Origin of the sequence: Gordonia sp. YY1, assembly GCF_009872315.1 — a bacterium.
In the GTDB taxonomy this organism is placed as follows: Bacteria; Actinomycetota; Actinomycetes; order Mycobacteriales; family Mycobacteriaceae; genus Gordonia; species Gordonia amicalis.
In genome coordinates this window covers 80,728-104,270 of record NZ_WXYI01000017.1, presented here as the reverse complement: position 1 = coordinate 104,270, position 23,543 = coordinate 80,728, and the positions used below count along the sequence as shown (strand labels likewise).

Genomic DNA, 23,543 nt, shown 5'->3' with positions numbered 1-23,543 from the left:
TACGCACAGCAATGTGTTCAGGTGACTGGTACTAATCGGCCGAGGACTTACCAACAACACCCACACACCACAAAACATTCTGTTTTGGTGTGTTCGCATCCACTATGCATCTTCTGAGACAACACACGAACAAACAAACACCAGCGGTTTGTGGTTGTTTCACAATGTTACGGCGGCCATAGCGGAGGGGAAACGCCCGGCCCCATTCCGAACCCGGAAGCTAAGCCCTCCAGCGCCAATGGTACTGCACCTTAATCAGTGTGGGAGAGTAGGACACCGCCGAACACAACTTCAGAAGGGCCCCGTATTCGATGAATTCATTCGTCGAATACGGGGCTTTTCTCGTTCGCCCACGTCGTCTGGACGAGGGCGGCGATGCTTCCCATCAAGGTTCAAGGGCATAGATTGGCAGCTATGAATGATCGTGATCGTCCGCGTCGTGACGGACGCGGTGAGCGTGATACGCGAGATCAGCGGGAGTCGCGGGGCCAGGGCGGTCCGCGTGGTCAGCGGGGAGCCCGCGGTCAGAGCGATTCGGGTCGAGGAGATTCGAGTCGGGGACGTCGTCCGGATCGTCCGGGCCGTGAGCGCGGCGACGGTGGTCGCCGGCAGCCGGGTCCTCCGCTGCCCGACGACGTCGCTGCGTCAGACCTTGATCCTGAAGTCCGTCGCGACCTCCTGACACTCGACAAGGCCAACGCCGAGATCGTCGCCAAACACCTGGTGATGGTCTCGCGTCTGCTCCTCGAAGAGCCCGCGCTCGCGCTCGAACACGCTCGTGCCGCGCGCGGCCGCGCGTCGAGGGTCGGCGTCGTTCGGGAAACCGCCGGTATCGCGGCCTACAACGCCGGCGAGTGGCAGGAGTCCGCAACCGAGCTGCGTGCTGCGCGTCGTATCACCGGTAACAATGCGTTGTTGCCTCTCATCGCCGACTGTGAGCGTGGTCTGGGCCGTCCGGAGCGTGCAGTCGAGATCGCCCGTGGCGACGAGGGCCGTGCGCTGCGCGGCGAGGAAGCCACCGAAATGCGCATCGTCGAAGCCGGCGCACGAATCGACCTGGGTGAACCCGAGAAAGCCGTCGTCACGCTTCAGGCCGAGAACCTCAAGCCGGGTCAGGTGGGAACCGGACCTGCGCGGCTGTTCTACGCGTACGCGTCCGCGCTGTACGCATCGGGCCGCCGTGACGAATCGATCACCTGGTTCATGAACGCGGCCGCAGCCGACGTCGAGGACGTGACCGACGCCGAGTTCCGTCTGACCGAACTCGCGAACGACGACGCACCGGTCGGCGATGACGAGCAGGCCGTCGACGGGGTGGACGTCCTCGCCGACAGCGCAGTCTCTGAGGCACCGGCGGCCGAGTCGTCGAGTGCTGAACCCGTGAGCGTCGAACCGGCCGCTGCTGAACCGGCCGCTGCTGAACCGGCCGCTGCTGAACCGGCCGCTGCTGAACCGGCCGCTGGTGAGTCCCCCGAGTTGCCCGCGGCAAAGGTAGCTGCCGAACCGGTCGTCGCACCGGAGCCGGTTGTCGTACCGGAGCCCGCCGGCGATCAGGAGGCCGACGACACCGAGACGATCGAAGGCGTGCAGGGGACCGCAGACCTGTCCAAGACGTCGAGTTTCGTCGACGACGACGTATCGGAGCTGATCGGGCTTTCGGACTCGGTCTCGCAGACCCTCGCCGATCGTTACGATGCACTCCTGCTCGATCTGGACGGCACTGTCTTTGCGGGCAACAAGGCGCTGCCGAATGCGGTCGACACCCTCGACCGGCTCGACATCCCCTGCTTCTTCGTGACGAACAACGCGAGTCGACGGCCCGCCGAGGTCGCTGCGCATCTCCGTGACCTCGGCTTCGACGCCACCGACGATCTCGTCGTCACCAGTGCGCAGTCGGGAGCGCGATTGCTGTCCGAGCATCTGGCACCGGGATCGCGGGCGCTGGTGATCGGGACCGATGGACTCGCGCAGGAGGTTCGCGAAGTCGGTATCGGCGTGACACGGAGCGCCGACGACCGTCCCGCGGCCGTGATCCAGGGGCATTCGACCGACACCGGCTGGGCGCAGCTGTCCGAGGCCGCTCTGGCCATCCGAGCCGGTGCGCTGTGGGTGGCCACCAACGTCGACGCCACGCTCCCGTCCGAGCGCGGTCTGCTCGTGGGCAACGGCTCGATGGTCGCAGCACTGCGCAGCGCGACCGGCAAGGAGCCGCTCGTCGCCGGCAAGCCTGCCGCCCCGCTGATGGCGGACGCGATCACGCGGGCCGGGGCCAACGCTCCGCTCGTCGTCGGCGATCGTCTCGACACCGACATCGAGGGTGCACACGCCGTCGGCATCGAGAGCGCACTGGTCCTCACTGGCGTCAGCACGGTCACCGACCTGCTGGCCGCGCCGCCAGAGCAGCGACCCACCTATGTCATCGACGACCTCGCGGGCATGTTCGACGACGTCGACGCGGTGCGCGTGGCCGACCAGCCGGGCTGGACCGTGAGCGTGGAGGCCTCGACGGTGAGCGTCTCCGGCTCGGGCGACGAGACAGGTGTCGTCCCGGCGCTCGCCGCTGCCACCTGGGCCGCGGTCGACGCCGGTACCGCGGATCCCGAGGAGTTACGGATCCGGGCCGAGGGCACGGCGCGGGAGAAGCTGGCGTCGCTGGGTGTCACCCTCGTCGGCTAGCGTGGTTGACGATGACTTATCCGAGTGACGAGAGCAGTCGTTCGGACCTGAGCAGCGGTCCGACACCGAACAGCATGGCGCCCCGACCCGGTCCGGGCGCCATGCCACGTCGCCAGTACGACCCGATGGCAGCCCTGACCGACGACCTATCGTCGGGACCGGACGCCGATCTCGACCTGCCGGACGTCGAGGCCACGGTCTCTGAGCTTCTCGCCGAGGTCGACGAGCTGCGTGAGTCCGTCGGGGACACTTTTTCGCTGGCCGCACTCGAGCGCCAGGCGAACCTCCTCGAGCAGGCACACGATGCGCTGACCGCAGCGCTCGATGCGGTGGACCGACGATGAGTCGATCCCGGACGCGGCACTGACGATGGCGACCCGAGCACGACTCGACGCAGAACTCGTCCGGCGTGGCTTGGCCCGGTCCCGGGAGCAGGCGCGCGAACTCGTCGACGCCGGCGTCGTGAAGGTCAACGGAACGGTGGCGGCCAAGGCCGCGACCGGCGTCACCCGTGATACCCCGATCGTCGTCGTCGAGGCACCGAAAGACGACTGGGCGTCGCGCGGCGCCCACAAGCTCCTCGGCGCGCTCGAGGCGTTCGAACCCCAGGGTCTGACCCTCGCCGGCCGTCGGTGTCTCGATGCGGGCGCGTCGACCGGTGGCTTCACCGATGTGCTTCTGCGTCGCGAGGTCCGGGAGGTCGTCGCCGTGGATGTCGGCTACGGACAACTGATCTGGCGTCTGCAGAACGACGATCGGGTTCACGTCTACGACCGCACCAACGTCCGGCACCTCGAGCCCGAGCAGATCGGTGGTCAGGTCGACGTCGTGGTCGCCGACCTGTCCTTCATCTCGCTGGGACTCGTCCTACCCGCATTCGCCCGTTGCGCGGTTCCGGGAGCCGACCTGCTGCCGATGGTCAAACCCCAGTTCGAGGTGGGCAAGGACCGTGTCGGCGCCGGCGGAGTCGTGCGCGATCCCGAGTTGCGTGCCGAGGCGGTGCTGGGAGTGGCGACCGAGGCCGCTGCCCTCGGGCTCGAGACTCGTGGAGTCGTGGCCAGCCCACTGCCCGGCCCGTCGGGCAACGTCGAGTACTTCCTCTGGCTGCGTAACGAACCCGAAGGCCGGACGGGCGAGGAGTCGGGGGAGAGCGATAGGGTCGACCGGGCGGGATCGTCCGACGAGCTCCGCTCCATGATCGAGCGTGCGGTCGCGGAGGGACCGCGCTGAGCGCGGACCGACCGGCGCCCGTTCGGCTCGTCCCTGCTCGACCACACGTCCGACCACACTTCTCCGGGAGGGAACATCAGTGACCGACGAGTCGGTAGCCGAGTCCGCCGGTGCCCGCGAGTTCTTGGTGGTCGCCCACACCGGACGCGAGAACGTCATCGAGACGATCGAGGCGATCGCGCGCCACTGTGCCGCGGCCGGCGTCGCGCTGCGTGTCGTCGACCATGACACGCTCGATCGGGACGCTCCGGACCACGACGTGCTGTACCGCAACCGGGAGGGCGAAGCCTCGCGACCCGGCAACATCCCGGTGGATCCGGAGTACCTCCGTTCCCTGGGTGCGGTCGTCGAGGTCACCACGGCCGAGTCCGCGTCGGCCGAGGGTTGCGAGCTCGTCATCGTCCTAGGCGGTGACGGAACCTTCCTGCGCGCCGCCGAGCTGGCCTGCCCGGCCGGAGTGCCCGTCCTGGGCATCAATCTCGGGCACATCGGCTTCCTCGCCGAATCCGAGGCGCACAAGATCGACGAGGTGATGGCGCAGCTCATCGCCCGCGACTACCGCATCGAACCGCGGATGACCCTGGAGATCGACATCGTCGACCCGGCCGATCCCGACCCACCGACGGCCAGCAGCTGGGCCCTCAACGAGGTGGCGATCCTCAACACCAGCAAGAACGGCGTACTCGAACTCGTCACCGAGGTCGACGGTCGCCCGGTGTCCGCGTTCGGCGCCGACGGCGTGCTGGTCGCGACCCCGACCGGGTCGACGGCCTACGCGTTCTCGGCGGGCGGTCCGGTCATGTGGCCGGACCTCGAGGCCATCCTCGTCGTCCCGAACAATGCGCACGCGCTGTTCGCGCGGCCCATGGTGACCAGCCCGAGGTCGCGGATCGCCGTCGAGGTGGACAAGAACGGACGTTCGGCGGTCGCGCTGTGCGACGGCCGTCGAGCACTCGACGTGCCGGCCGGTGCTCGCGTCGAGGTCGTACGCAGCGAACGTCCGGTGAACTGGATCCGAATCGATTCCGATCCGTTCGCCGACCGGCTCGTGACCAAGTTCGCCCTCCCGGTCACGGGATGGCGAGGGAGGCAGGCATAGGGGTGCTCGAAGAACTGTCGATCACCGGACTCGGTGTCATCGAGGAGGCGCAGGCACGTTTCCACCCGGGCTTCACAGTGCTCACCGGTGAGACGGGCGCGGGCAAGACGATGATCGTCACCAGCCTGCACCTGCTGTCCGGGGCGCGCGCCGATGCGACGCGCGTCCGAACCGGTAGCGCCAAGGCCATCGTCGAGGGTCGGTTCCGGCTGGCGAACGCCGAGGGTGTGCAGAAGGATCCGGTGGTCGCCGACATCCTCGACTCCACCGGCGCCGAACTCGACGACGACGACACCGTGATCGCGGTCCGGTCGGTGAGCGCCGACGGTCGGTCGCGGGCACATCTGGGTGGCCGATCGGTGCCGGTCGGGGTGATGGGGCAACTCACCACCGCGGTTCTGGCCATCCACGGCCAGAACGATCAGCTCCGTCTCCTGCGACCGGAGCATCAACGGGCCGCGCTCGACACCTTCGGCGGCTCGAAGGCGACGGCTGCGCTGGAGGCGTACCGGAAGGCCCGGACCGCCTGGGTCGACATCCTCGACGAACTCGACGCCCGTCGCGCGAACTACCGTGAGCTCGCGCAGGAAGCCGACCGACTTCGTTTCGGCATCGATGAGATCGCCGCGGTCGACCCGATCCCGGGTGAGGACGAGGAACTCACCGCGACGATCCGGCGTCTGTCGGACCTCGAATCCATCCGCGGCGCCGCCGACCAGGCACACGACATCGTCGCCGGCGATTCGGGAGCATCGGTGATCGAGGGGTTGGGCACGGTGCGCACCCTTCTGGAGGGTGCCGCCGACGACACCCTGCGCGGACTGGTCCCGCGGGTCTCCGAAGCGCTCACCGTGATCACCGACGTCGGCGCCGAACTGACGGCGTTCACGTCGAGCCTTCCCGCCGATGCCGAAGAGCTCGACAAACTCCTGGCGCGTCAGGCCGAACTCAAGACACTCGTGCGCAAATACGCGCCCGACGTCGACGGCGTCATCGACTGGCGGCGTAAGGCCGAGGCCCGACTCGCCGAGATCGAGGACCCGCGGTCGTCGATCGAGGAACTCGAGACCGCCGCCGCGGCGGCGCTGGAAACGGTCGAGGCGGCTGCGACCAAGCTGCACGACCTGCGCGTCAAGGCGGCGTCGTCGATGGCCGGCAAGGTGTCCAAGGAGCTGAAGGGTCTCGCCATGGGCGACTCGACGCTTGCGGTCTCCGTCGGTCCCGAACCGGCCTCGCCGGAGGATCGGCTCGCGATCACGCTCGGCGGCAGCCGGGCTCATGCGGGGGCCGACGGCGCCGACAAGGTCGAATTCGCGCTCGTGGCGCACCCCGGAGCCACGCCACTGCCGATCGCGAAGTCTGCATCCGGCGGCGAACTGTCGCGCGTGATGCTCGCGCTCGAGGTGGTGCTCGCGGCGCCGACCTCCGGTTCGGTCATGGTGTTCGACGAGGTCGACGCCGGTGTCGGCGGGCGCGCCGCCGTGGAGATCGGCAAGCGACTGTCCCGTCTGGCCCGGGCCCACCAGGTCATCGTCGTCACCCACCTGCCCCAGGTCGCGGCCTTCGCCGACAACCACCTGGTCATCGGCAAGTCCAAGAAGGGTGCGCGGGTCACCAGCAGTGTGCGGACCCTCGACCGCGACGAGCGCGTCGCCGAACTGGCACGCATGCTCGCCGGGCTGGGGGAGTCCGACACCGGACGTGCGCACGCCGAGGAATTGCTGGCCACCGCGGAAGCGGAACGGGCGGCTCACTGACCTCGCACGGGCTGGGACCCCTGTTGCTTGTGTGACAAAAGTTTCTCGTGTTACGGCGCGCCTCCCGGGCTCCGTCGTGTCTTCGGTCAATCATTGCGGTCATGAAGATGCCTGCACTGCTCGCGCGTAACACCGAAGAACTGCCTGGCGTGACCGGTATCGCCAGGATCGACAAGAACACCAAACGGCTGCTCAACCGGGTCGGTCCGGGTGACATCGCCATCCTCGACGAGGTCGACCTGGACCGCGTCACCGCCGACGCCCTTGTCGAGGCCAACGTCGTCGCGGTGGTGAACGTCTCCCGCTCGATCACCGGCCGCTACCCGAACCTCGGTCCCGAGGTTCTCGTCGCGTCGGGCATCGTCCTTCTCGACGATGTGGGCCCGGAGATCTTCAAGCGCGTCAAGGACGGAGCCAAGGTGCGCGTCCACGACGACCGGCTCTTCGTCGGGGAACGTCGCCTGGCGCTGGGCACCGAACTCGACGAGCGCGACATCGCCGACATCATGATCGGCGCCAAGGCGGGCCTTGTCGATCACCTGGAAGCCTTCTCCGGCAACACGATCGAATTCATCCGCAGCGAATCCCCGCTGCTGATCGACGGCGTGGGTGTGCCGGAGATCGACGTGGACCTTGCCGGCCGGCATGTGGTCATCGTCGGAGAGGGCGCCGACCGCGCCGCGGATCTGCGTGCGCTCAAGCCGTTCATCAAGGAGTACCAGCCGGTGATGGTCGGTGTGGGCACCGGCGCGGACACCCTGACGAAAGCCGGCTACAAGCCCGCGATCATCGTCGGCGACCCCGAGCACATCAAGACCCCGACGCTGAAATCCGGTGCGCAACTGGTGCTGCCGGCCGACACCGACGGACATGCCGCGGGCCTCGAGCGCATCCAGGACCTCGGTATCGGTGCCACCACCTTCCCCGCGGCGGGCTCCGCGGAAGACCTCGCCCTGCTGCTGACCGACTACCACGGCGCCGACCTGATCGTCACCGTCGGGTACCCGGGCTCCCTCGACGACTTCTTCGATCGTTCGCGTCGTGAGAGCAACCCGTCGATGTTCCTGACCCGGCTGAAGGTGGGGCAGAAGCTCGTCGACGCGAAAGCGGTTGCGACGCTGTACCGCAGTCGTGTGTCCGGTGCAGCGATCGCGTGTGTCGTCCTGGCCGCACTGGTCGCGGTGATCGCGGCCCTCCTGCTGTCCAACACCGGCACCGACGTCACCGATTGGATTGTCACGCAGTGGAATGCGCTGCTCGACTGGGCACGAGAGGTCTGGAATCGATAGGCGATGATCTCGCTACGACAGCATGCGATCTCACTGGTCGCGATCTTCCTGGCATTGGCGCTCGGACTCTTCCTCGGTTCGGGGTTCGTCGGGGATCGGGTGAACTCGATGACCGGGACCAGTAGGGACCGGATCGGTGATCTCGAAGACCAGCGCGACGACCTGAACGCGAAGCTCAACGCGTCCAACAGTTTCGATCTGGCGATCGGGCCCCGGCTCATCGCCAACACCCTGCGCGGCCAGTCGGTTCTGGTGGTCACCGCGCCGAACGCGGCCGAGGCCGACGTCGACGCCGTGAAGGAGAACATCTCCGGCGCCGGCGCGCGCTTCGCCGGTCAGATCGCGCTGACCGAGTCGCTCCTCGGCGACCAGAACGCCGAACAGCTGCGCACCATCGTCGACCAGACGATCCCGCCGGGTGCGATGTTGCGAGCCGAGCTGACCGACTCGGGCAGCCGGGCCGGTGACCTGCTCGGAACCCTGGTGCTCTCCGGCAAATCCACCCGCCCGGCATCGTCCGCCGACCGTCGGACCGGTCTCGCGACCCTGCGCGACGGCGGGTTCATCGATTACGTCAACAACGCGGTGACACCGGCCGATCTGATGGTCGTGGTGACCGGTGACGAGTTCGGCCCCGACTCGGGAGCACAGGGTGCGCTCGTGGCCCGCCTTGCCGCAGCGGCGTCCGTACGTGGCGTGGGAGGGGTGCTCGTGGGTCGGACCGGATCGGCCAACGGAAGCTCGCCGATCGCCGTGGTCCGTGCCGACCCGTCACTGGCCAACGCGGTCTCCACGGTCGACAACGTCGACCAGCCGACCGGTCTCATCACGACGGTCCTGGCGCTCGCCGCCGAGGGCAAGGGTGCGACCGGGGCCTACGGCACCGGGGCCGGCGCCACCGCGGTCACCGTCGGGGCCGACGGCAAGCCGGCCGCCTGACCCCGCCGTCGAGCTGATTTCGGGTTCGGAGTGAGTACCGCCACGCCACGCGCCGGTGTGGCGGTACGGCATGGCGGCCCAGTGGTGTTACCCTGGAGTCCCGTAGGTAATCAGGGCATCGGCCCCGATTCGGCCGACGGGAGACACGCTTTTGCGACCTTTGCGACACGTTCACGACACCAAGCACATCTTTGTCACTGGTGGCGTCGCCTCTTCACTGGGTAAGGGCCTCACGGCCTCGAGCCTGGGTCAACTTCTCACCTCTCGGGGCCTGCGGGTCACGATGCAGAAGCTCGATCCCTATCTGAATGTCGATCCCGGCACGATGAATCCTTTCCAACACGGAGAGGTCTTCGTGACCGAGGACGGCGCGGAGACCGACCTCGACGTCGGACACTACGAGCGCTTCCTGGACCGCAACCTCTCGCAGTCGGCGAATGTGACCACGGGACAGGTGTATTCGACGGTCATCGCCAAGGAGCGGCGCGGCGAGTACCTCGGTGAGACCGTGCAGGTGATCCCGCACATCACCGACGAACTCAAGTCGCGGGTGCTGGCCATGGGCGAGCCCGACGCCGACGGCGAGGTGCCCGACGTCGTCATCACCGAGATCGGCGGCACGGTCGGCGACATCGAGTCGCTGCCGTTCATCGAGGCCGCCCGCCAGGTGCGCCATGACGTCGGCCGCGACAACGTCTTCTTCCTGCACGTGTCGCTGGTGCCCTACCTCGCGCCGTCGGGGGAGCTCAAGACCAAGCCGACCCAGCACTCGGTCGCCGCTTTGCGCAACGTCGGTATTCAGCCCGACGCGTTGATCCTGCGCTGCGACCGCGACGTGCCCGAGGGACTCAAGAAGAAGATCGCGCTGATGTGCGACGTCGAACTCGACGGCGTGATCTCGACCCCCGACGCGCCGTCGATCTACGACATCCCCAAGGTGCTGCACAACGAGCATCTCGACGCGTACGTGGTCCGCAAGCTGGGGCTGCCCTTCCGTGATGTCGACTGGACGGTCTGGGGCGAACTGCTCCAGCGCGTCCACGAGCCGCGCGAAACCGTGCGGGTGGCGCTGGTCGGCAAGTACGTCGACCTGCCCGACGCCTACCTGTCGGTCACCGAGGCCATCCGTGCCGGCGGTTTCGCCTGGAAGGCGCGCACCGAGATCAAGTGGGTGCCGTCGGATGACTGCCAGACCCCGGCGGGTGCGCAGGCCGCGCTCGGGGACGTCGACGCGATCCTGATCCCCGGCGGCTTCGGCATCCGCGGCATCGAGGGCAAGGTCGGCGCCATCTCGTACGCGCGGCGCCGCGGCATCCCGCTCCTCGGCCTCTGCCTGGGGCTCCAGTGTGTGGTCATCGAGGCCGCCCGTTCGGTGGGGCTCGACGAGGCCAGTTCGACCGAATTCGATCCCGACACCCCGCATCCGGTGATCTCGACGATGGCCGACCAGGCGGACGCGGTGGCCGGCGAGGCGGACCTGGGCGGCACGATGCGCCTCGGTGCCTACGACGCGGTCCTGAAGGCGGGTTCGGTCGTCGCGGAGTCGTACGGTACCCGCGAGGTGTCCGAGCGTCACCGTCACCGTTTCGAGGTCAACAACGCCTACCGCGACAAGATCGCCGATTCGGGTCTGGTCTTCTCGGGGACCTCGCCCGACGGGCACCTCGTCGAATTCGTCGAATACCCCAAGTCGGTGCATCCGTTCTTCGTCGCCACCCAGGCGCACCCGGAGCTCAAGAGCCGTCCGACGCGTCCGCACCCGCTGTTCCGCTCGTTCATCGAGGCCGCTCTGAAATACAAGGCAGCCGAACGCCTTCCGGTGGATCTCGGTGACGAGTACGAGTCGAACGACGCCCCGGCCGGCACCGTCGCGGCGGTCAACGACGTCACCGTCGAACCGGTCGCCGGGATCGACGAGATCGGCGTCGAGGGCTGACCGGGTTGGGCGGCCACGAGTTCGACGTCAACGGCACCCGCACCGTCTACGACGGTGCGATCATCACGTTGCGCGTCGACGACGTGGCCATGCCCGGCGGGCGAGTCGCCGAGCGGGAGGTCGTCGAACACTTCGGTGCGGTCGCGATCCTCGCGCGTGACGAGGACCGCCGGATCGCCATGGTGCGCCAGTACCGGCATCCGATCGGCCGCCGCCTCCTCGAGTTGCCGGCCGGCCTTCTCGACCAGGACGGTGAGGCGCCGCTGGCTGCGGCGCAGCGCGAGCTGGCCGAGGAGGCCGACCTGGCCGCCGACACCTGGCACGTCCTCGTCGATCTGGCGCTCTCACCGGGTTTCACCGACGAGGCACTTCGCCTCTACCTGGCCGAGGACCTACATCGCCTCGACGAGGCGGAGCGCGTCGACGAGGAAGCCGACATGGAGGTCGAGTGGGTGTCGCTCGACGACGCCGTCGCGATGGTGCTGGCCGGCGAGATCGTGAACGCCACCAGCGTCGCGGGCATCCTGGCCGCCTCGGCGGCGGAACGGTCGGGGATCGGGCTGCGCGGGACAGATGCCCCGTGGCCCGACGAGCCGACCGCGCTTCGGGACCGCCGGCGTCGCTCGTGAACACGTCAGTCGTGAGTCGCCCGTGACGATCGCCGCCGCCATCTCGCGCTTCCTCGATCACCTCACCGTCGAACGAGGTGCGGCGGCCAACACCGTGTCGTCCTACCGTCGTGATCTCGAGCGGTACCGGCGATATCTCGAATCGCGCGACATCGCGTCGATCGACGCGGTGACCGAGGAGGACGTGCGCGAATTCCTCGTCGACCTGCGTCGCGGGGATCCGGACGCCGGGTTCCCGCCCCTCGCGGACAGCTCGATCGCGCGAACAGTGGTGGCGACCAGGCGCTTTCACAAGTTCGCGGTCGACGAGGGGATGGTTGCGACGGACGTTGCGCAGGCGGTCCGTCCGCCGAGGCCGGCGCGCCGTCTCCCGAAGTCGCTGCCCGTCGACGAGGTGCTGGCCATCCTCGAGGCCGCCGGTGCCGAAGACCATCCCCGCGCCCTGCGCGATCGCGCCCTGCTGGAATTCCTCTACAGCTGCGGCGCCCGCATCTCCGAGGCCACCTCGCTCGACATCGACGACCTCGACCTCGACACCCGGGCGGTACGCCTACGGGGCAAGGGCGGCAAGGAGCGGCTCGTCCCGCTGGGCGGACCGGCGATCGATGCCATCGACGCCTATCTCGTCCGCGGCCGTCCCGCGCTGGTATCGCGGGCGACGCCGGCGCTGTTCCTCAATGCCCGGGGCGGGCGACTCTCGCGTCAGTCGGCGTGGCAGGTACTGGTCACCGCCGCCGAACGCGCCGGGTTGGACAAGGCCGTCTCCCCGCACACCCTGCGGCACAGCTTCGCGACCCATCTCCTCGACGGCGGCGCCGACGTCCGCGTCGTCCAGGAGCTGCTCGGACACGCCTCGGTGACCACCACGCAGGTGTACACACTCGTGACGGTGAACACGATGCGCGAGGTGTATGCCGTCGCACATCCGCGTGCCCGCTGACCGCGCGCCGACAGCGGGTCGACGCCCGCGATGTCCTAGGCTGATACGAGTCGTCGTCCACGGACCGGCATTTCCGCCCGGCCGGCCGACGCGCATCGGGTACCGAAGAGTGAAGGGAGCGGCGGGCACGTGACCACTCCGAGCACACTGCGGTCTGGCACCCGACTCGAGTGTTCGGGGACGCGATCGTGACCTCCGCGGGTGATCAGTACAGCATCCAGGTGTCGCCGGGACATGACGCCGACGAGGTCGACCACCACGGCACCGGCGAGATCGGCCCCACCGGACGGCCCTATCGAGAAGTCCCCGAGCCGAGACCACTCGACCGTCACGGTCCGGCCACCGTCATCGCCGTGTGCAACCAGAAGGGCGGGGTCGGCAAGACCACCTCGACCATCAACCTCGGGGCCGCGCTCGCCGAGTACGGCCGCCGCGTGTTGCTCGTCGACCTCGACCCGCAGGGCGCGTTGTCCGCGGGACTGGGTGTGCCGCACCACGAACTCGAGCAGACGGTCTACAACCTCCTCGTCCCGCCGCAGGTGGCCACCGACGAGGTGCTGATGCGCACACGCGTCGACGGACTCGACCTGCTGCCGAGCAACATCGACCTGTCGGCCGCGGAGATCCAGCTCGTCACGGAGGTGGGACGCGAACAGTCCCTGGCCCGTGCGCTGCACCCGGTTCTCGACCGCTACGACGTGGTGCTGATCGACTGCCAGCCCTCGCTCGGCCTGCTCACCGTGAACGCCCTCGCCTGCGCGGACACCGTGCTGATCCCGATGGAGTGCGAATACTTCTCGCTGCGTGGCCTGGCGCTGCTCACCGACACGATCAACAAGGTGCGCGACCGTCTCAACCCGCGCCTGGACCTCGGTGGCATCCTCGTCACCATGTTCGACGCCCGCACGCTGCATTCCCGCGAGGTGATGGCGCGTGTGGTCGAGGTGTTCGGCGACGCCGTCTACGACACCGTGATCTCCCGGACCGTCCGTTTCCCGGAGACGAGCGTCGCCGGTGAACCGATCACCTCGTGGGCACCGCGGTCGGCCGGCGCGAAGGCCTACCGGGCGCTGGCGCGTGAGGTGATCGCGCGCAACGTGAAGGGCGCATGACCGTCGACACCGACCACGCCGTGACCGAGTCCGACGGGTCCGAGGTCGAAGCGCCGGTCGAGGCGTCGGAGCCGGTCGGGGACACCCCTGATGGGAGTGACGAGGCCGCCGAATCCGGTTTCCGGGTCAAGCTCCGCAATTTCGAGGGACCCTTCGACCTGCTGCTGAACCTGATCTCGCAGCATCGGCTCGATGTCACCGAGGTCGCGCTGCACGAGGTGACCGACGACTTCATCGCCTATACCCGCGAACTCGGTCCGGAGGTCGGGCTCGACCAGACCACCGAGTTCCTCGTCGTGGCGGCCACGCTGCTCGATCTCAAGGCGGCCCGGCTGTTGCCGTCCGGCGAGGTCGACGACCCCGAGGACCTGGCCCTGCTCGAAGCCCGCGACCTGCTGTTCGCGCGGCTGCTCCAGTACCGGGCGTACAAGCAGGTGGCACAGTTGTTCGGCGAACTGGAAGCCGCCGCGCTGCAACGTTATCCGCGCGCCGTCTCGCTGGAGCAACGGTTCGAGGACCTGTTGCCGGAGGTCACGCTCGGCGTCGACGCCGCCGGTTTCGTGCAGGTGGCCGCGGCGGCGATGACCCCGCGGCCCGTGCCGACGGTCGGACTCGACCATCTCCACGACGTGCAGTCGGTGTCGGTGCCGGGTCAGGCCCGGCGGATGGCGGCACTGCTCAGTGCGTCGACCGGCGAATGGCTCACGTTCCGCGCTCTCACCGCCGACTGCGGGAGCGGACTCGAGATCGTCGGCAGCTTCCTCGGATTGCTGGAGCTCTACCGCGATCAGGCCATCACCTTCGAACAACCCGAGGCTCTCGGCGATCTCGCGGTGATGTGGACCGGCGAACGCGAGATCGACGACCTGCGCATCGACAAGGCAGAGGATTACGGATGACCGACGGACCGATCGAGGACGCCGACGACGTGAATGACGAGGCTCTCGCCGAATCGGCAACCGACGCCCCGGCGTCGGCGGAGAGTGCGACGGACCACGGCCCCGCCGACCCCGAGCAGACGGCGCTGACGGGGGAGGACGAGGTCGAGGTCCTCGACGACGCGACCCTGCGGGCGGCACTCGAGGCCGTGCTGCTCGTCGTCGACACCCCGGTGACCACCGAGGAGTTGGCCAACGCCGTCGACCAGGACCGGACACGCGTGCGCGAGATGCTCAACGCGATGGCCGCCGAGCTCACCGCGGCGCGCAGCGGCATCGACCTGCGTTTCGCGGGCGACGGCTGGCGGTTGTACACCCGGGCGGACTTCGCACCGTACGTGGAGAGGTTGCTGCTCGACGGGGCGCGGTCGAAGCTGACGCGCGCCGCGTTGGAGACACTGGCCGTGATCGCCTACCGGCAGCCGGTGACCCGCGCACGGGTCAGCGCGATCCGTGGTGTGAACGTCGACGGCGTGATCCGCACCCTCGTCGCGCGCGGCCTGATCAACGAGGTCGGCCAGGACCCGCAGACCAACGCCACGACCTACGCGACCACCGAGTTGTTCCTCGAGCGTCTCGGTCTCGCCTCGCTGTCCGAACTGCCCGATCTGGCGCCGCTGCTGCCCGACGTCGACCTCATCGACGACCTCGACGACGAGCTGCTGTCGGATCCCCGATTCGCCAAACTGTCCCCTCAGCCGTCAGACTCGAAGGTACTGGTCACCGACGGTGACCTGAATGATGACTAGAACCGCATAGATCCACCCACACACAGGATTGAGAACAATGGCTTCCGCTGGCCGAGATGGCTCACCGGGAAAACGCCGCAAGGGCGCCCCCGCACAGCAACCGCGAACCAAGAAGACGCACCGCAAGGGGTCGTCGAAACCGAACGCCGATGTCGGGAAGATCCGGCTCAACAACGCCCGGCCCGCACGCCATCAGGTGGCGCCGGAGCAGGTGAGCGGCACGGGCCCGGCCTTCGTCGAGGACGGTGTGCGGCTCCAGAAGGTACTCGCCCAGGCCGGCGTCGCCTCGCGCCGCGGCGCCGAGGAGATGATCGCCGCCGGACGTGTGAAGGTCGACGGCGTCGTCGTCACCGAGCAGGGCCTGCGCATCAACCCCGACACCGCGATCATCCATGTCGACGATGCACGCGTGATCATGGACGAGACGCGTCAGTACCTCGCGTTCAACAAGCCCAAGGGCTGGCAGTCGACCATGGCCGACGACCAGGGTCGTCCGTGCGTCGGTGACGTGGTCGCCGAACGCGTGATGGCCGGACAGCGTCTCTTCCACGTCGGCCGCCTCGACGCCGACACCGAAGGTCTGCTGCTGCTCACCAACGACGGCGAGCTGGCCCACCGGCTGATGCACCCGTCGTTCGAGGTGCCCAAGACCTACCTCGCGACCCTGAAGGGTGAGGTGCCCCGCGGGGTCGCTCGTCAACTCCGTGAGGGGATCGAACTCGAGGACGGTCCGGTCAAGGTCGACAGGTTCACCGTCATCGAGGTCCACGAGGGACAGTCGCTGGTGCGGATCACCCTGCACGAGGGCCGGAACCGCATCGTGCGCCGCATGATGGACGAGGTCGGCTTCCCGGTCACGAAACTCGTTCGCACGCATGTGGGTACCGTCGCGCTCGGAGAGCAACGGCCGGGCAGCCTGCGTGTCCTCGGCAACGACGAGGTCGGCGCGCTGTACAAGGCGGTCGGGCTGTGACCGCTGGCACCACGCGCGTCGTCGCCATCGACGGGCCGGCCGGTACGGGCAAGTCGTCGGTGTCGAAGCTGCTCGCCGAGAAGGTCGGTGCCAGCTACCTCGACACCGGTGCGATGTACCGCGCGGTGACCCTGGCGGTCCTCGATGCCGGTGTGGCACTTGATGATCCGGCCGGTATCGCCCGGGTCGCGGACGCGGTCGACATCGAGTTGATCCCCACCGGAGACGGGTCGTCGACGGTGTTGCTCGACGGTCGCGACGTGTCCGGGCCGATCCGGACCGACCATGTGACCAGCGCGGTCTCGGCGGTGTCCGCCGTTCCCGAGGTGCGAACCAAACTCGTTGCGCTGCAGCGGCAGAACGCGCAGGACCGCTTCGTGGTGGTCGAGGGACGCGACATCGGGACCGTGGTGTTCCCGGCCGCCGACGTCAAGATCTTCCTGACCGCGACGCCGGAGGCACGCGCTGACCGGCGGCACAAGCAGAACCTGGCCGCGGGTCGCGACAGCGACTACGCAGCCGTTCTCGACAGCGTGAACCGCCGCGATCATCTCGATTCGACGCGCGCGGTGTCGCCGTTGCGTGCCGCCGACGATGCCGTCGTCGTCGACACCAGCGACAAGACCCTGATGGAGGTGCTCGACGAACTGAGCGGCCTCGTGGAGACCCGGATCGGAGCATCAGAACGGTGAGCGACAACTTCGAGACCGATGTGGCGGCGTTGCCGGGTGACGGCACGTGGGCGGACGAATCCGATTGGCAGCTGGCCGATATCGAGGGTGCCGACGGTGCCGCCGAGTTCGAGCACATGCCGGTGCTGGCGATCGTCGGGCGACCCAACGTGGGCAAGTCCACTCTCGTCAACCGCATCCTCGGCCGTCGCGAGGCCGTGGTCGAGGACATCCCGGGCGTCACGCGTGACCGTGTGTCCTACTCGGCGAGCTGGTCGGGACGTAGCTTCACGGTCGTCGACACGGGCGGCTGGGAACCCGACGCCAAGGGTCTGCAGCAGGCAGTCGCGGCCCAGGCCGAGCTCGCGATGCGGACCGCCGACGCCATCGTCGTGGTCGTCGACGCGACCGTGGGCGCCACCGCCACCGACGAGGCCGTGGCGCGTGTCCTGCGACGGTCGAAGACCCCGGTGATCCTGTGCGCCAACAAGGTCGACAGCGAGCGCATGGAGGCAGACACGGCCGCCCTGTGGTCGCTGGGACTCGGCGAGCCGCACCCGGTGTCGGCGGCGCACGGTCGTGGCGCCGGTGACCTGCTCGACGTCATCCTGGAGAAGCTGCCCGCGACCCCGCGCGAGGCGCCGGTGCTGGGCGGCCCGCGTCGTGTGGCACTCGTCGGCAAGCCGAACGTGGGCAAGAGCTCGCTGTTGAACAAGCTGGCCGGCACCGAGCGTTCCGTCGTCGACAACGTGGCCGGGACCACCGTCGACCCCGTCGACGAGATCGTCGAAGTCGGCGGCAAGACCTGGCATTTCGTCGACACCGCCGGCCTGCGGCGCAAGGTGCGCACCGCGAGTGGTCACGAGTACTACGCGTCGTTGCGGACGCGGTCGGCACTCGACGCCGCCGAGGTGGCGATCCTGCTGATCGACGCGTCGGAGCCGATCACCGAGCAGGACCTTCGCGTGCTGTCGCTCATCATCGAGAGCGGTCGTGCGCTGGTCATCGCGTTCAACAAGTGGGACCTGGTCGACGAGGATCGTCGTTACCAGCTCGACAAGGAGATCGATCGCGAGCTCGCCCGCGTGCCGTGGGCTCGCCGGGTGAACATCTCGGCGTCGACCGGTCGTGCGGTCCAGAAGCTGGTACCCGCGATGGAGAGCGCGCTCGACTCGTGGGACAAGCGCATCTCGACCGGACCGCTGAACAGCTGGCTCAAGGACGTCATCGCGGCCAACCCGCCGCCGCTGCGCGGCGGGCGACAGCCGCGCGTGATGTTCGCGACCCAGGCGTCGGTACGACCGCCGACCTTCGTGCTCTTCACCACCGGCTTCCTCGAGGCCGGCTACCGCCGCTTCCTGGAGCGTCGCCTGCGCGAGGAGTTCAACTTCGACGGCTCGCCGGTGCGCATCAACGTGCGTGTGCGCGACAAGCGGGAGCAGCGTCGCAAACGCTGACCGCAGACCCACCCTTTTTCGGCAGAATCACCCCCGCGTCGGTTGGCGTTTCTGCCGAAAACTGGTGGGTTTGACTGGGTCTGGCGACCATCACCGGCGGTTGGATCTGGTTCAAGATGCGGTCCGCGGTCTAGGTCGCGGTAGCAGATGTCGTCGATCGTTGCGCCCGGCGCCACGTTTCGCGACATCTGACGACCGGCCGGGAACCCCGCCTGACCAGGCGATTGGTTCCGAACGGCAGTCGTCGGCTAGGCTTTATCTCGCTCCGCTTGAGCAGGGAGCAACGGGCTGTGGCGCAGTTTGGTAGCGCACTTGACTGGGGGTCAAGTGGTCGCAGGTTCAAATCCTGTCAGCCCGACAGAGCAGGCCCCGTCCGCAGTGCGGACGGGGCCTGCGTCTTGTCACGGACTCTTGTCGACGCGATCGAAATACTCGACGATCCTTCCTGCGCGAACAGGCCGTCCGCTGAGGAAGTTCGGGGTCGGCGGGGTACACGCAGAATCGTGGTCAGCACCGGTCGAGCTCACCGAACCGGGCGAGCAGCCGGTCGATCGCGGTGCAGTCCTGCAGGAATCGGCGGCGATCGGGGTCCTCGGCGACCTCGCGCAGCATCGCATCGCCGGCCGAGACCTGTTCGACGGCGAGGATCGCCGACCACGTCGTCCCATCGGTGGCCGTGAACGCGTCGACGCCATCACGCAGGGCCCGCGCCAGGATGTTCCGGTCGTGTCGGTCGAGCCGGTCGTGGACCATGGCGATCATCTCGGACGCAACCGAGGCGTGTGCGCGCTCGTCTCGGCGGTGCAACGCGATGGTGGCTTGGTGCACCGGTTGGATCGTCCGGTCGTCGGCGATCAGGGTCAGGTAGTCCGCGATGGAGGTCTCCGCGACCGTCGCGTACGCGAGGGTCGTCAAGGCCGCGGCACGCGCCGATTCCGCCCGCGAGAGCGCCTCCCGATGCCGCCGCACGGTCGACGTCTCCGGCAAGGCTGCGTCCGGCAGCGCCCAGCCGCGTCGACGCCGGGTCAGCGCGGACGCGTTCAGGTGCATCAGCGTGTGGTACTCCTCGTCGACCATCGACTGCACCACCGCCGCCCGGCCCGCATCGGAGAAGCCGGTGCCGAACGCGTCCCGGAAAAGCAGCCCGAAACCAGGTGTCACCACGTCCTGTTCGATGTCGACGACATTCTTGTTGTAGGCGATCCACGCCCACGCCAGGATGCGGGACCGGACACCCTCGTCGAGCCGCTCCCAGACCGGATGCCCGGCGAAGGGGAGCAGCACCTCTGGGTAGTCGACGCAGGTGTCGTCGTAGAGGTCGTCCATCGTGGGCGAGTCGAGTTCGGGTTCGTTGCGCCGCACCGTCGCCCGCCGCGGCCAGCTGCGGACCAGCCCGCGGATGACCGCAGTCTCCACCGGATCGGAGGCGTCGTGCTCGGGCACGTGGCCGCTCACGACGGCAGTCCTTCGAACATCCGCGCACACACTCGCGCGTACCCGTCCGCGCGGTTGCCCAGCGGGACACCGGCCCGCGCGAGGAGCGCCGTGAAGTCGTCGGCGTCGCCCTCGGACGCTGCCGACAGCCGGGATACGGCCCGCCCCAATGCCTCCCGCGCGGCGGGCGCACACGGGTTGGACTCCTGCACGTCTCGATACACCTCCGGTGTCCCGCCGGTGATCCGCGCCAGCAACGCCGACATCGTCGTGAACGGCGGGGTGGCCAGCGCCGCCGCCTCGTCGGCGTCGACTCCGAGGTCGGCGAGCGCGCATCCGAACGACAGGATCGTCGCATGGGTGAGGGCCTGCACCGCCGCGCACAACCGGTCATGCCGGTCCGCGGTCGTGACCTCCGCTCGCGCGCCCCATCGTGCGAGGTCCTCGAGCAGACGGTCTGCGCCCGCGCCGCCCCGATGGATGACCACCGCGACCGTGCGCCCGGGCAGGCCGAGGGACGGCGCGAACATGGGATTGATCCCGACGATCGACCCGCCCCGGTCGCGATCGGCGGCGTCGAGACGGGCTACGGCCGCAGAGAACCTCGTCTTCACCGACAGTGTCTCCACCAGCAGTGCTGTCGGACTCAGCAGTGGACTCACGTCCGCGACCGCGGCGAGCGCGACATCCTCCGGGACCGCGAGGACCACGACGTCCGCCTCGCGCAATCGCTTCGTCGCCTCTGGGCCGGGGGATCGGATGTCATCGCCCGAGCAGGCATCGAGCACGTGCACGGTGTTCCCGTCACCGCGCCACCGGTCGGCGAGCATCGTCCCGACCGCGCCGGCGCCGCCGGCGACGACCACCGACCGTGCACCTGGGACGGGTGGTCCGGTCACGGGTCACTCTCTTCGGCGACAGACAGGCAGCGTCGCATCGTCAGCGCCTTGACCATCGTCTCCTCGAACTCCTCGTCCGGATCCGACAGCGCGACGATCGCGCCGCCCACCCCGAACGTCACCTCGGAATCGGTCGCGACCATGGTGCGGATCACGATGGACAGGTCGGCGGTTCCGGTCAGCGAGAAGTAGCCGATCGCGCCCGAATACACCCCTCTCGGACCGGCTTCGAGTTTGTCGATGATCTCCATCGTGCGGATCTTCGGAGCACCGGTCATCGATCCGCCGGGGAATGCCGCCCGCACACAGTCGACCGCTGACATCCCCTCGCGCAGCGTCCCGCGCACCGTCGACACCATCTGGTGCACGGGCGCGTACGTTTCGATATCGAACAGTGAGGGCACGTGTACCGATCCCGGCACGCATACCCGCGACAGGTCGTTGCGGACGAGGTCGACGATCATCAGGTTCTCCGACCGGTCCTTCTCGCTGGCTCGCAGGTCGCACCGAAACCCCTGGTCCTCGACGGGGTCCGCCGACCTCGGCCGGGTGCCCTTGATCGGTTTCGACTCCACCGTCCGGTCCGCACCCACCTTCAGGAATCGTTCCGGGGACGCGCTGAGCACCGACAGTCCCGAGAACTGGAGCAACGCGTTGTAGGGCATCGGGCTGATCTCGCGCAGACACGAGTACCCGGACACGGGATCGAGGCTGCGGTGCACGGTCGCCGTGTTCGTCAGGCACACCTCGTAGGTCTCCCCGGAGCGGATCTCCGCCAGGCATTGTTCGACGAGCCTCAAGTACGTCGGATGGTTGTGCCGGAATACGATCGGCACCTCTTCCGACGCCGGGACCAGTGGGGGAGCCGTTACTGGTGGCTCGGGAAGCGTGTCCTGCATCGCATCAATGGTCGACGCCGTCTCGTGTAACCACCGCGCGGTATCGGGGTCTGCGGTGTCGGGATCCGGGCCGTCCACCGATTCGAGTGCCAGCGCGTACGCACATCCCCGCTCGTGGTCGATCACCACGGCCCGGTCCGCGAACACGAGCGCCGCATCGGCCTGCTCGGACGCGTGTGCCAGCTGCCCGCCGGTGTCCGCCTTGAGTTCGTAGCCGAGATAGCCGACGTAGCCGAGACAGAACCCGAATGGTGGATCCGAGCGCGGCGCCACCGACCGCTCCCGTAGTTGCGCGCCGAGATAGTCGAAGAAGGTGCTGCGGATCTTCTCCACCGTCCCGTCCGAATGTTCTACTCGCACGGTCATTTCCGGGACGCGGTAGGTCACGTATTCGGCGCGCGGACCCGAGCAGTCACCCATCACGGAGAACCGGCCGTCCGCTTCGTCGGCCGCCGACCCGTCCAGCCAGTAGCTGTTCGGTCCACCGGCGAACAACCGCTCGTACACCGCCCCGGGGTCCACGACCCGGTCCACCTTCACCGATCGGATCCGGTAGCGGTCTCTCGGCTTCGTCGCCGGCGCTTCGGTCTCCGCTGCCGTCGGGGGAATCCTTGCCGCCCGGGTCGGCCGGGGCGCCCGCACCGGCGTCGCTGCCGCGAAGTTCGCCAGGAGTTCCCGGCCGTACTCGGAGCAGATCGATTCCGGGTGAAACTGCACCCCCCACAACGGCAGTTCCCGATGACGTACCGCCATCAGGACACCGTCGTCCGACCACGCCTGGACCTCCAACACGTCGGGGACCTCCACGACCGCCAAGGAGTGGTACCTCACCGCCCGGAACGGGGACGGCAGTCCCGCGAACAGGCCTCTGCCGTCGTGGTGCACAGCGCTGATCCGTCCGTGTCGAGGTTCGGGCGCCGGTACCACCGGGCCGCCGAACACGTGACACAGTCCCTGGTGGCCCAGACACACGCCGAGCACGGGAAGCCCGCTGTCGGTCAGGGCCCGCGCGCTGATCCCGAAGTCGCGCGCGCAGTCCGGCCGGCCCGGGCCGGGGGAGACCACCACGTTGTCGAACGCCGTCAGGTCCACCGACGACCACGGCACGTCGTTGGCGACGACCGTCGGCTCCCGGCCGTTGACCTCCGTCAACACCGCGTACAGGTTGTACGTGAACGAGTCGTAGTTGTCGATGAGTAGTGTCCGCACGGCGGCCACCTCAGTCCGTGCTCGGGCCGCCGATGTCCGCGGCAATCCGTTCGGTGAGGGCACGATCCGGTCCTGCGTTCTCGGCCGGGACGCTGTTGGTCCGCAGTTCCTCGGTCACCACGATCAGGTCCTCCACCCGGCAGGTCTCCGAGATGAGCAGGTCGTAGAGGTCGTGCAGGAATTGCGGGGAGAGGTCGTGATCGAGGGCGTACCGGTGGGCATGCTCGTGCACCGCTCCGACACGGCGCGGCTGCATCACCGGAATGGTGTATCGCTGCTTGAGGTGCGCGATGCGGGTGCACACCTCTATCCGGGCGCGCACGTCCTCGAGCAGTCGGTCGTCGATACCGTCCAACTCCGCACGGAGGTCCGCGAGCTCGCGTTCGCCGACGTCGCTCGCACCCAGCATCTGTCCCTTGTCGCCCATCGATTCGTTCACGGCACGACCACCTTGCACTGTCCGAAGGGAAGTGCGGCCCGCCAACTTGAACCGCCGAGATGCTGCGACGCCGACCTCGACTGGTCCTGCGCCCGGTTCGTGCTCGCGAACCGCGTCCCCCGACTCGGTCCATAGTCGCACCGACCGCGTGCACTGTGAGGGAGTTGGCGTCACCGCCCGGTCACGATTCACCAACGACCGCGACATCACTGTCGTCCGATCAGATGGGGGGTGGTTCGATCGCGTCGGTCTGGCCGTGCCCGCGCGG

20 protein-coding genes, 1 tRNA gene and 1 rRNA gene are annotated in these 23,543 nt (G+C 68.3%); 18 read left to right on the top strand and 4 right to left on the bottom strand.

Annotation, left to right across the window (positions count from 1 at the left end; all coding sequences use genetic code 11):
* Positions 1-168: 168 nt before the first annotated feature.
* From rrf to BPODLACK_RS19130, 18 genes are all read left to right on the top strand, one after another.
* Positions 169-285, top strand: a 5S ribosomal RNA gene (gene rrf / locus BPODLACK_RS19215).
* 129 nt (positions 286-414) lie between these two features.
* Entirely contained in the window at positions 415-2,676 is a 2,262-nt protein-coding gene (locus tag BPODLACK_RS19210) for an HAD-IIA family hydrolase (protein ID WP_191834937.1), read from the top strand.
* An 11-nt stretch (positions 2,677-2,687) separates the two neighbouring features.
* Positions 2,688-3,020, top strand: coding sequence for a hypothetical protein (locus tag BPODLACK_RS19205; RefSeq protein WP_024498690.1), 333 nt, complete (start codon positions 2,688-2,690; stop codon positions 3,018-3,020).
* A gap of 25 nt (positions 3,021-3,045) precedes the next feature.
* On the top strand, positions 3,046-3,906 hold the full coding sequence (locus BPODLACK_RS19200) for a TlyA family RNA methyltransferase (RefSeq protein ID WP_024498691.1): 861 nt from the start codon (positions 3,046-3,048) through the stop codon (positions 3,904-3,906).
* A 79-nt stretch (positions 3,907-3,985) separates the two neighbouring features.
* Positions 3,986-5,005 (top strand): NAD kinase, encoded by a 1,020-nt coding sequence (locus tag BPODLACK_RS19195; RefSeq protein WP_159405986.1) that lies wholly within the window; start codon positions 3,986-3,988, stop codon positions 5,003-5,005.
* Positions 5,006-5,007: 2 nt separating this feature from the next.
* Positions 5,008-6,762, top strand: a complete 1,755-nt coding sequence (gene recN / locus BPODLACK_RS19190) for a DNA repair protein RecN (protein ID WP_159405985.1) — start codon at positions 5,008-5,010, stop codon at positions 6,760-6,762.
* A gap of 101 nt (positions 6,763-6,863) precedes the next feature.
* Positions 6,864-8,051, top strand: coding sequence for a putative cytokinetic ring protein SteA (gene steA / locus BPODLACK_RS19185; protein WP_159405984.1), 1,188 nt, complete (start codon positions 6,864-6,866; stop codon positions 8,049-8,051).
* A gap of 3 nt (positions 8,052-8,054) precedes the next feature.
* Positions 8,055-8,990 (top strand): copper transporter, encoded by a 936-nt coding sequence (locus BPODLACK_RS19180; protein ID WP_024498695.1) that lies wholly within the window; start codon positions 8,055-8,057, stop codon positions 8,988-8,990.
* A 151-nt stretch (positions 8,991-9,141) separates the two neighbouring features.
* Positions 9,142-10,926: a CTP synthase gene (locus BPODLACK_RS19175; protein WP_159405983.1), complete on the top strand. Its 1,785-nt coding sequence runs from the start codon at positions 9,142-9,144 to the stop codon at positions 10,924-10,926.
* Positions 10,927-10,931: 5 nt separating this feature from the next.
* Positions 10,932-11,555 (top strand): NUDIX domain-containing protein, encoded by a 624-nt coding sequence (locus BPODLACK_RS19170; protein ID WP_159405982.1) that lies wholly within the window; start codon positions 10,932-10,934, stop codon positions 11,553-11,555.
* 22 nt (positions 11,556-11,577) lie between these two features.
* Positions 11,578-12,495 carry a site-specific tyrosine recombinase XerD gene (gene xerD, locus BPODLACK_RS19165; RefSeq protein ID WP_006435437.1) on the top strand — a complete coding sequence of 306 codons (918 nt, stop codon included), beginning with the start codon at positions 11,578-11,580 and terminating at the stop codon, positions 12,493-12,495.
* 170 nt (positions 12,496-12,665) lie between these two features.
* Entirely contained in the window at positions 12,666-13,607 is a 942-nt protein-coding gene (locus BPODLACK_RS19160; protein WP_024498698.1) for a ParA family protein, read from the top strand.
* On the top strand, positions 13,604-14,506 hold the full coding sequence (locus BPODLACK_RS19155; protein WP_159405981.1) for a segregation and condensation protein A: 903 nt from the start codon (positions 13,604-13,606) through the stop codon (positions 14,504-14,506). The genes BPODLACK_RS19160 and BPODLACK_RS19155 overlap by 4 nt, the downstream gene beginning before the upstream one ends.
* Entirely contained in the window at positions 14,503-15,294 is a 792-nt protein-coding gene (scpB, locus tag BPODLACK_RS19150; RefSeq protein ID WP_191834938.1) for an SMC-Scp complex subunit ScpB, read from the top strand. Before BPODLACK_RS19155 ends, scpB begins: the two co-directional genes overlap by 4 nt.
* 37 nt (positions 15,295-15,331) lie before the next feature.
* The gene (locus BPODLACK_RS19145) at positions 15,332-16,267 is read left to right on the top strand and encodes a pseudouridine synthase (protein WP_006435441.1); all 936 of its coding nucleotides are present in this window, start codon (positions 15,332-15,334) and stop codon (positions 16,265-16,267) included.
* Positions 16,264-16,959, top strand: coding sequence for a (d)CMP kinase (gene cmk / locus BPODLACK_RS19140; protein ID WP_159405980.1), 696 nt, complete (start codon positions 16,264-16,266; stop codon positions 16,957-16,959). Before BPODLACK_RS19145 ends, cmk begins: the two co-directional genes overlap by 4 nt.
* Positions 16,956-18,395, top strand: coding sequence for a ribosome biogenesis GTPase Der (gene der / locus BPODLACK_RS19135; protein WP_024498702.1), 1,440 nt, complete (start codon positions 16,956-16,958; stop codon positions 18,393-18,395). The genes cmk and der overlap by 4 nt, the downstream gene beginning before the upstream one ends.
* A gap of 284 nt (positions 18,396-18,679) precedes the next feature.
* Positions 18,680-18,753, top strand: a tRNA-Pro gene (locus BPODLACK_RS19130).
* Between the two features lie 149 nt (positions 18,754-18,902).
* Here the strand turns inward: BPODLACK_RS19130 and BPODLACK_RS19125 are convergent.
* From BPODLACK_RS19125 to BPODLACK_RS19110, 4 genes are read right to left on the bottom strand one after another with little or no spacing between them, the layout of a single operon-like run.
* Complete coding sequence (locus BPODLACK_RS19125) at positions 18,903-19,850, bottom strand: diiron oxygenase (protein WP_159405979.1); 948 nt, start codon at positions 19,848-19,850, stop codon at positions 18,903-18,905.
* Positions 19,847-20,728, bottom strand: coding sequence for a prephenate dehydrogenase/arogenate dehydrogenase family protein (locus tag BPODLACK_RS19120; RefSeq protein ID WP_159405978.1), 882 nt, complete (start codon positions 20,726-20,728; stop codon positions 19,847-19,849). Before BPODLACK_RS19120 ends, BPODLACK_RS19125 begins: the two co-directional genes overlap by 4 nt.
* Positions 20,725-22,845, bottom strand: a complete 2,121-nt coding sequence (gene pabB, locus BPODLACK_RS19115; RefSeq protein WP_159405977.1) for an aminodeoxychorismate synthase component I — start codon at positions 22,843-22,845, stop codon at positions 20,725-20,727. Before pabB ends, BPODLACK_RS19120 begins: the two co-directional genes overlap by 4 nt.
* 1 nt (position 22,846) lies before the next feature.
* Positions 22,847-23,275, bottom strand: coding sequence for a chorismate mutase family protein (locus BPODLACK_RS19110; protein WP_024498706.1), 429 nt, complete (start codon positions 23,273-23,275; stop codon positions 22,847-22,849).
* Positions 23,276-23,543: the final 268 nt, after the last annotated feature.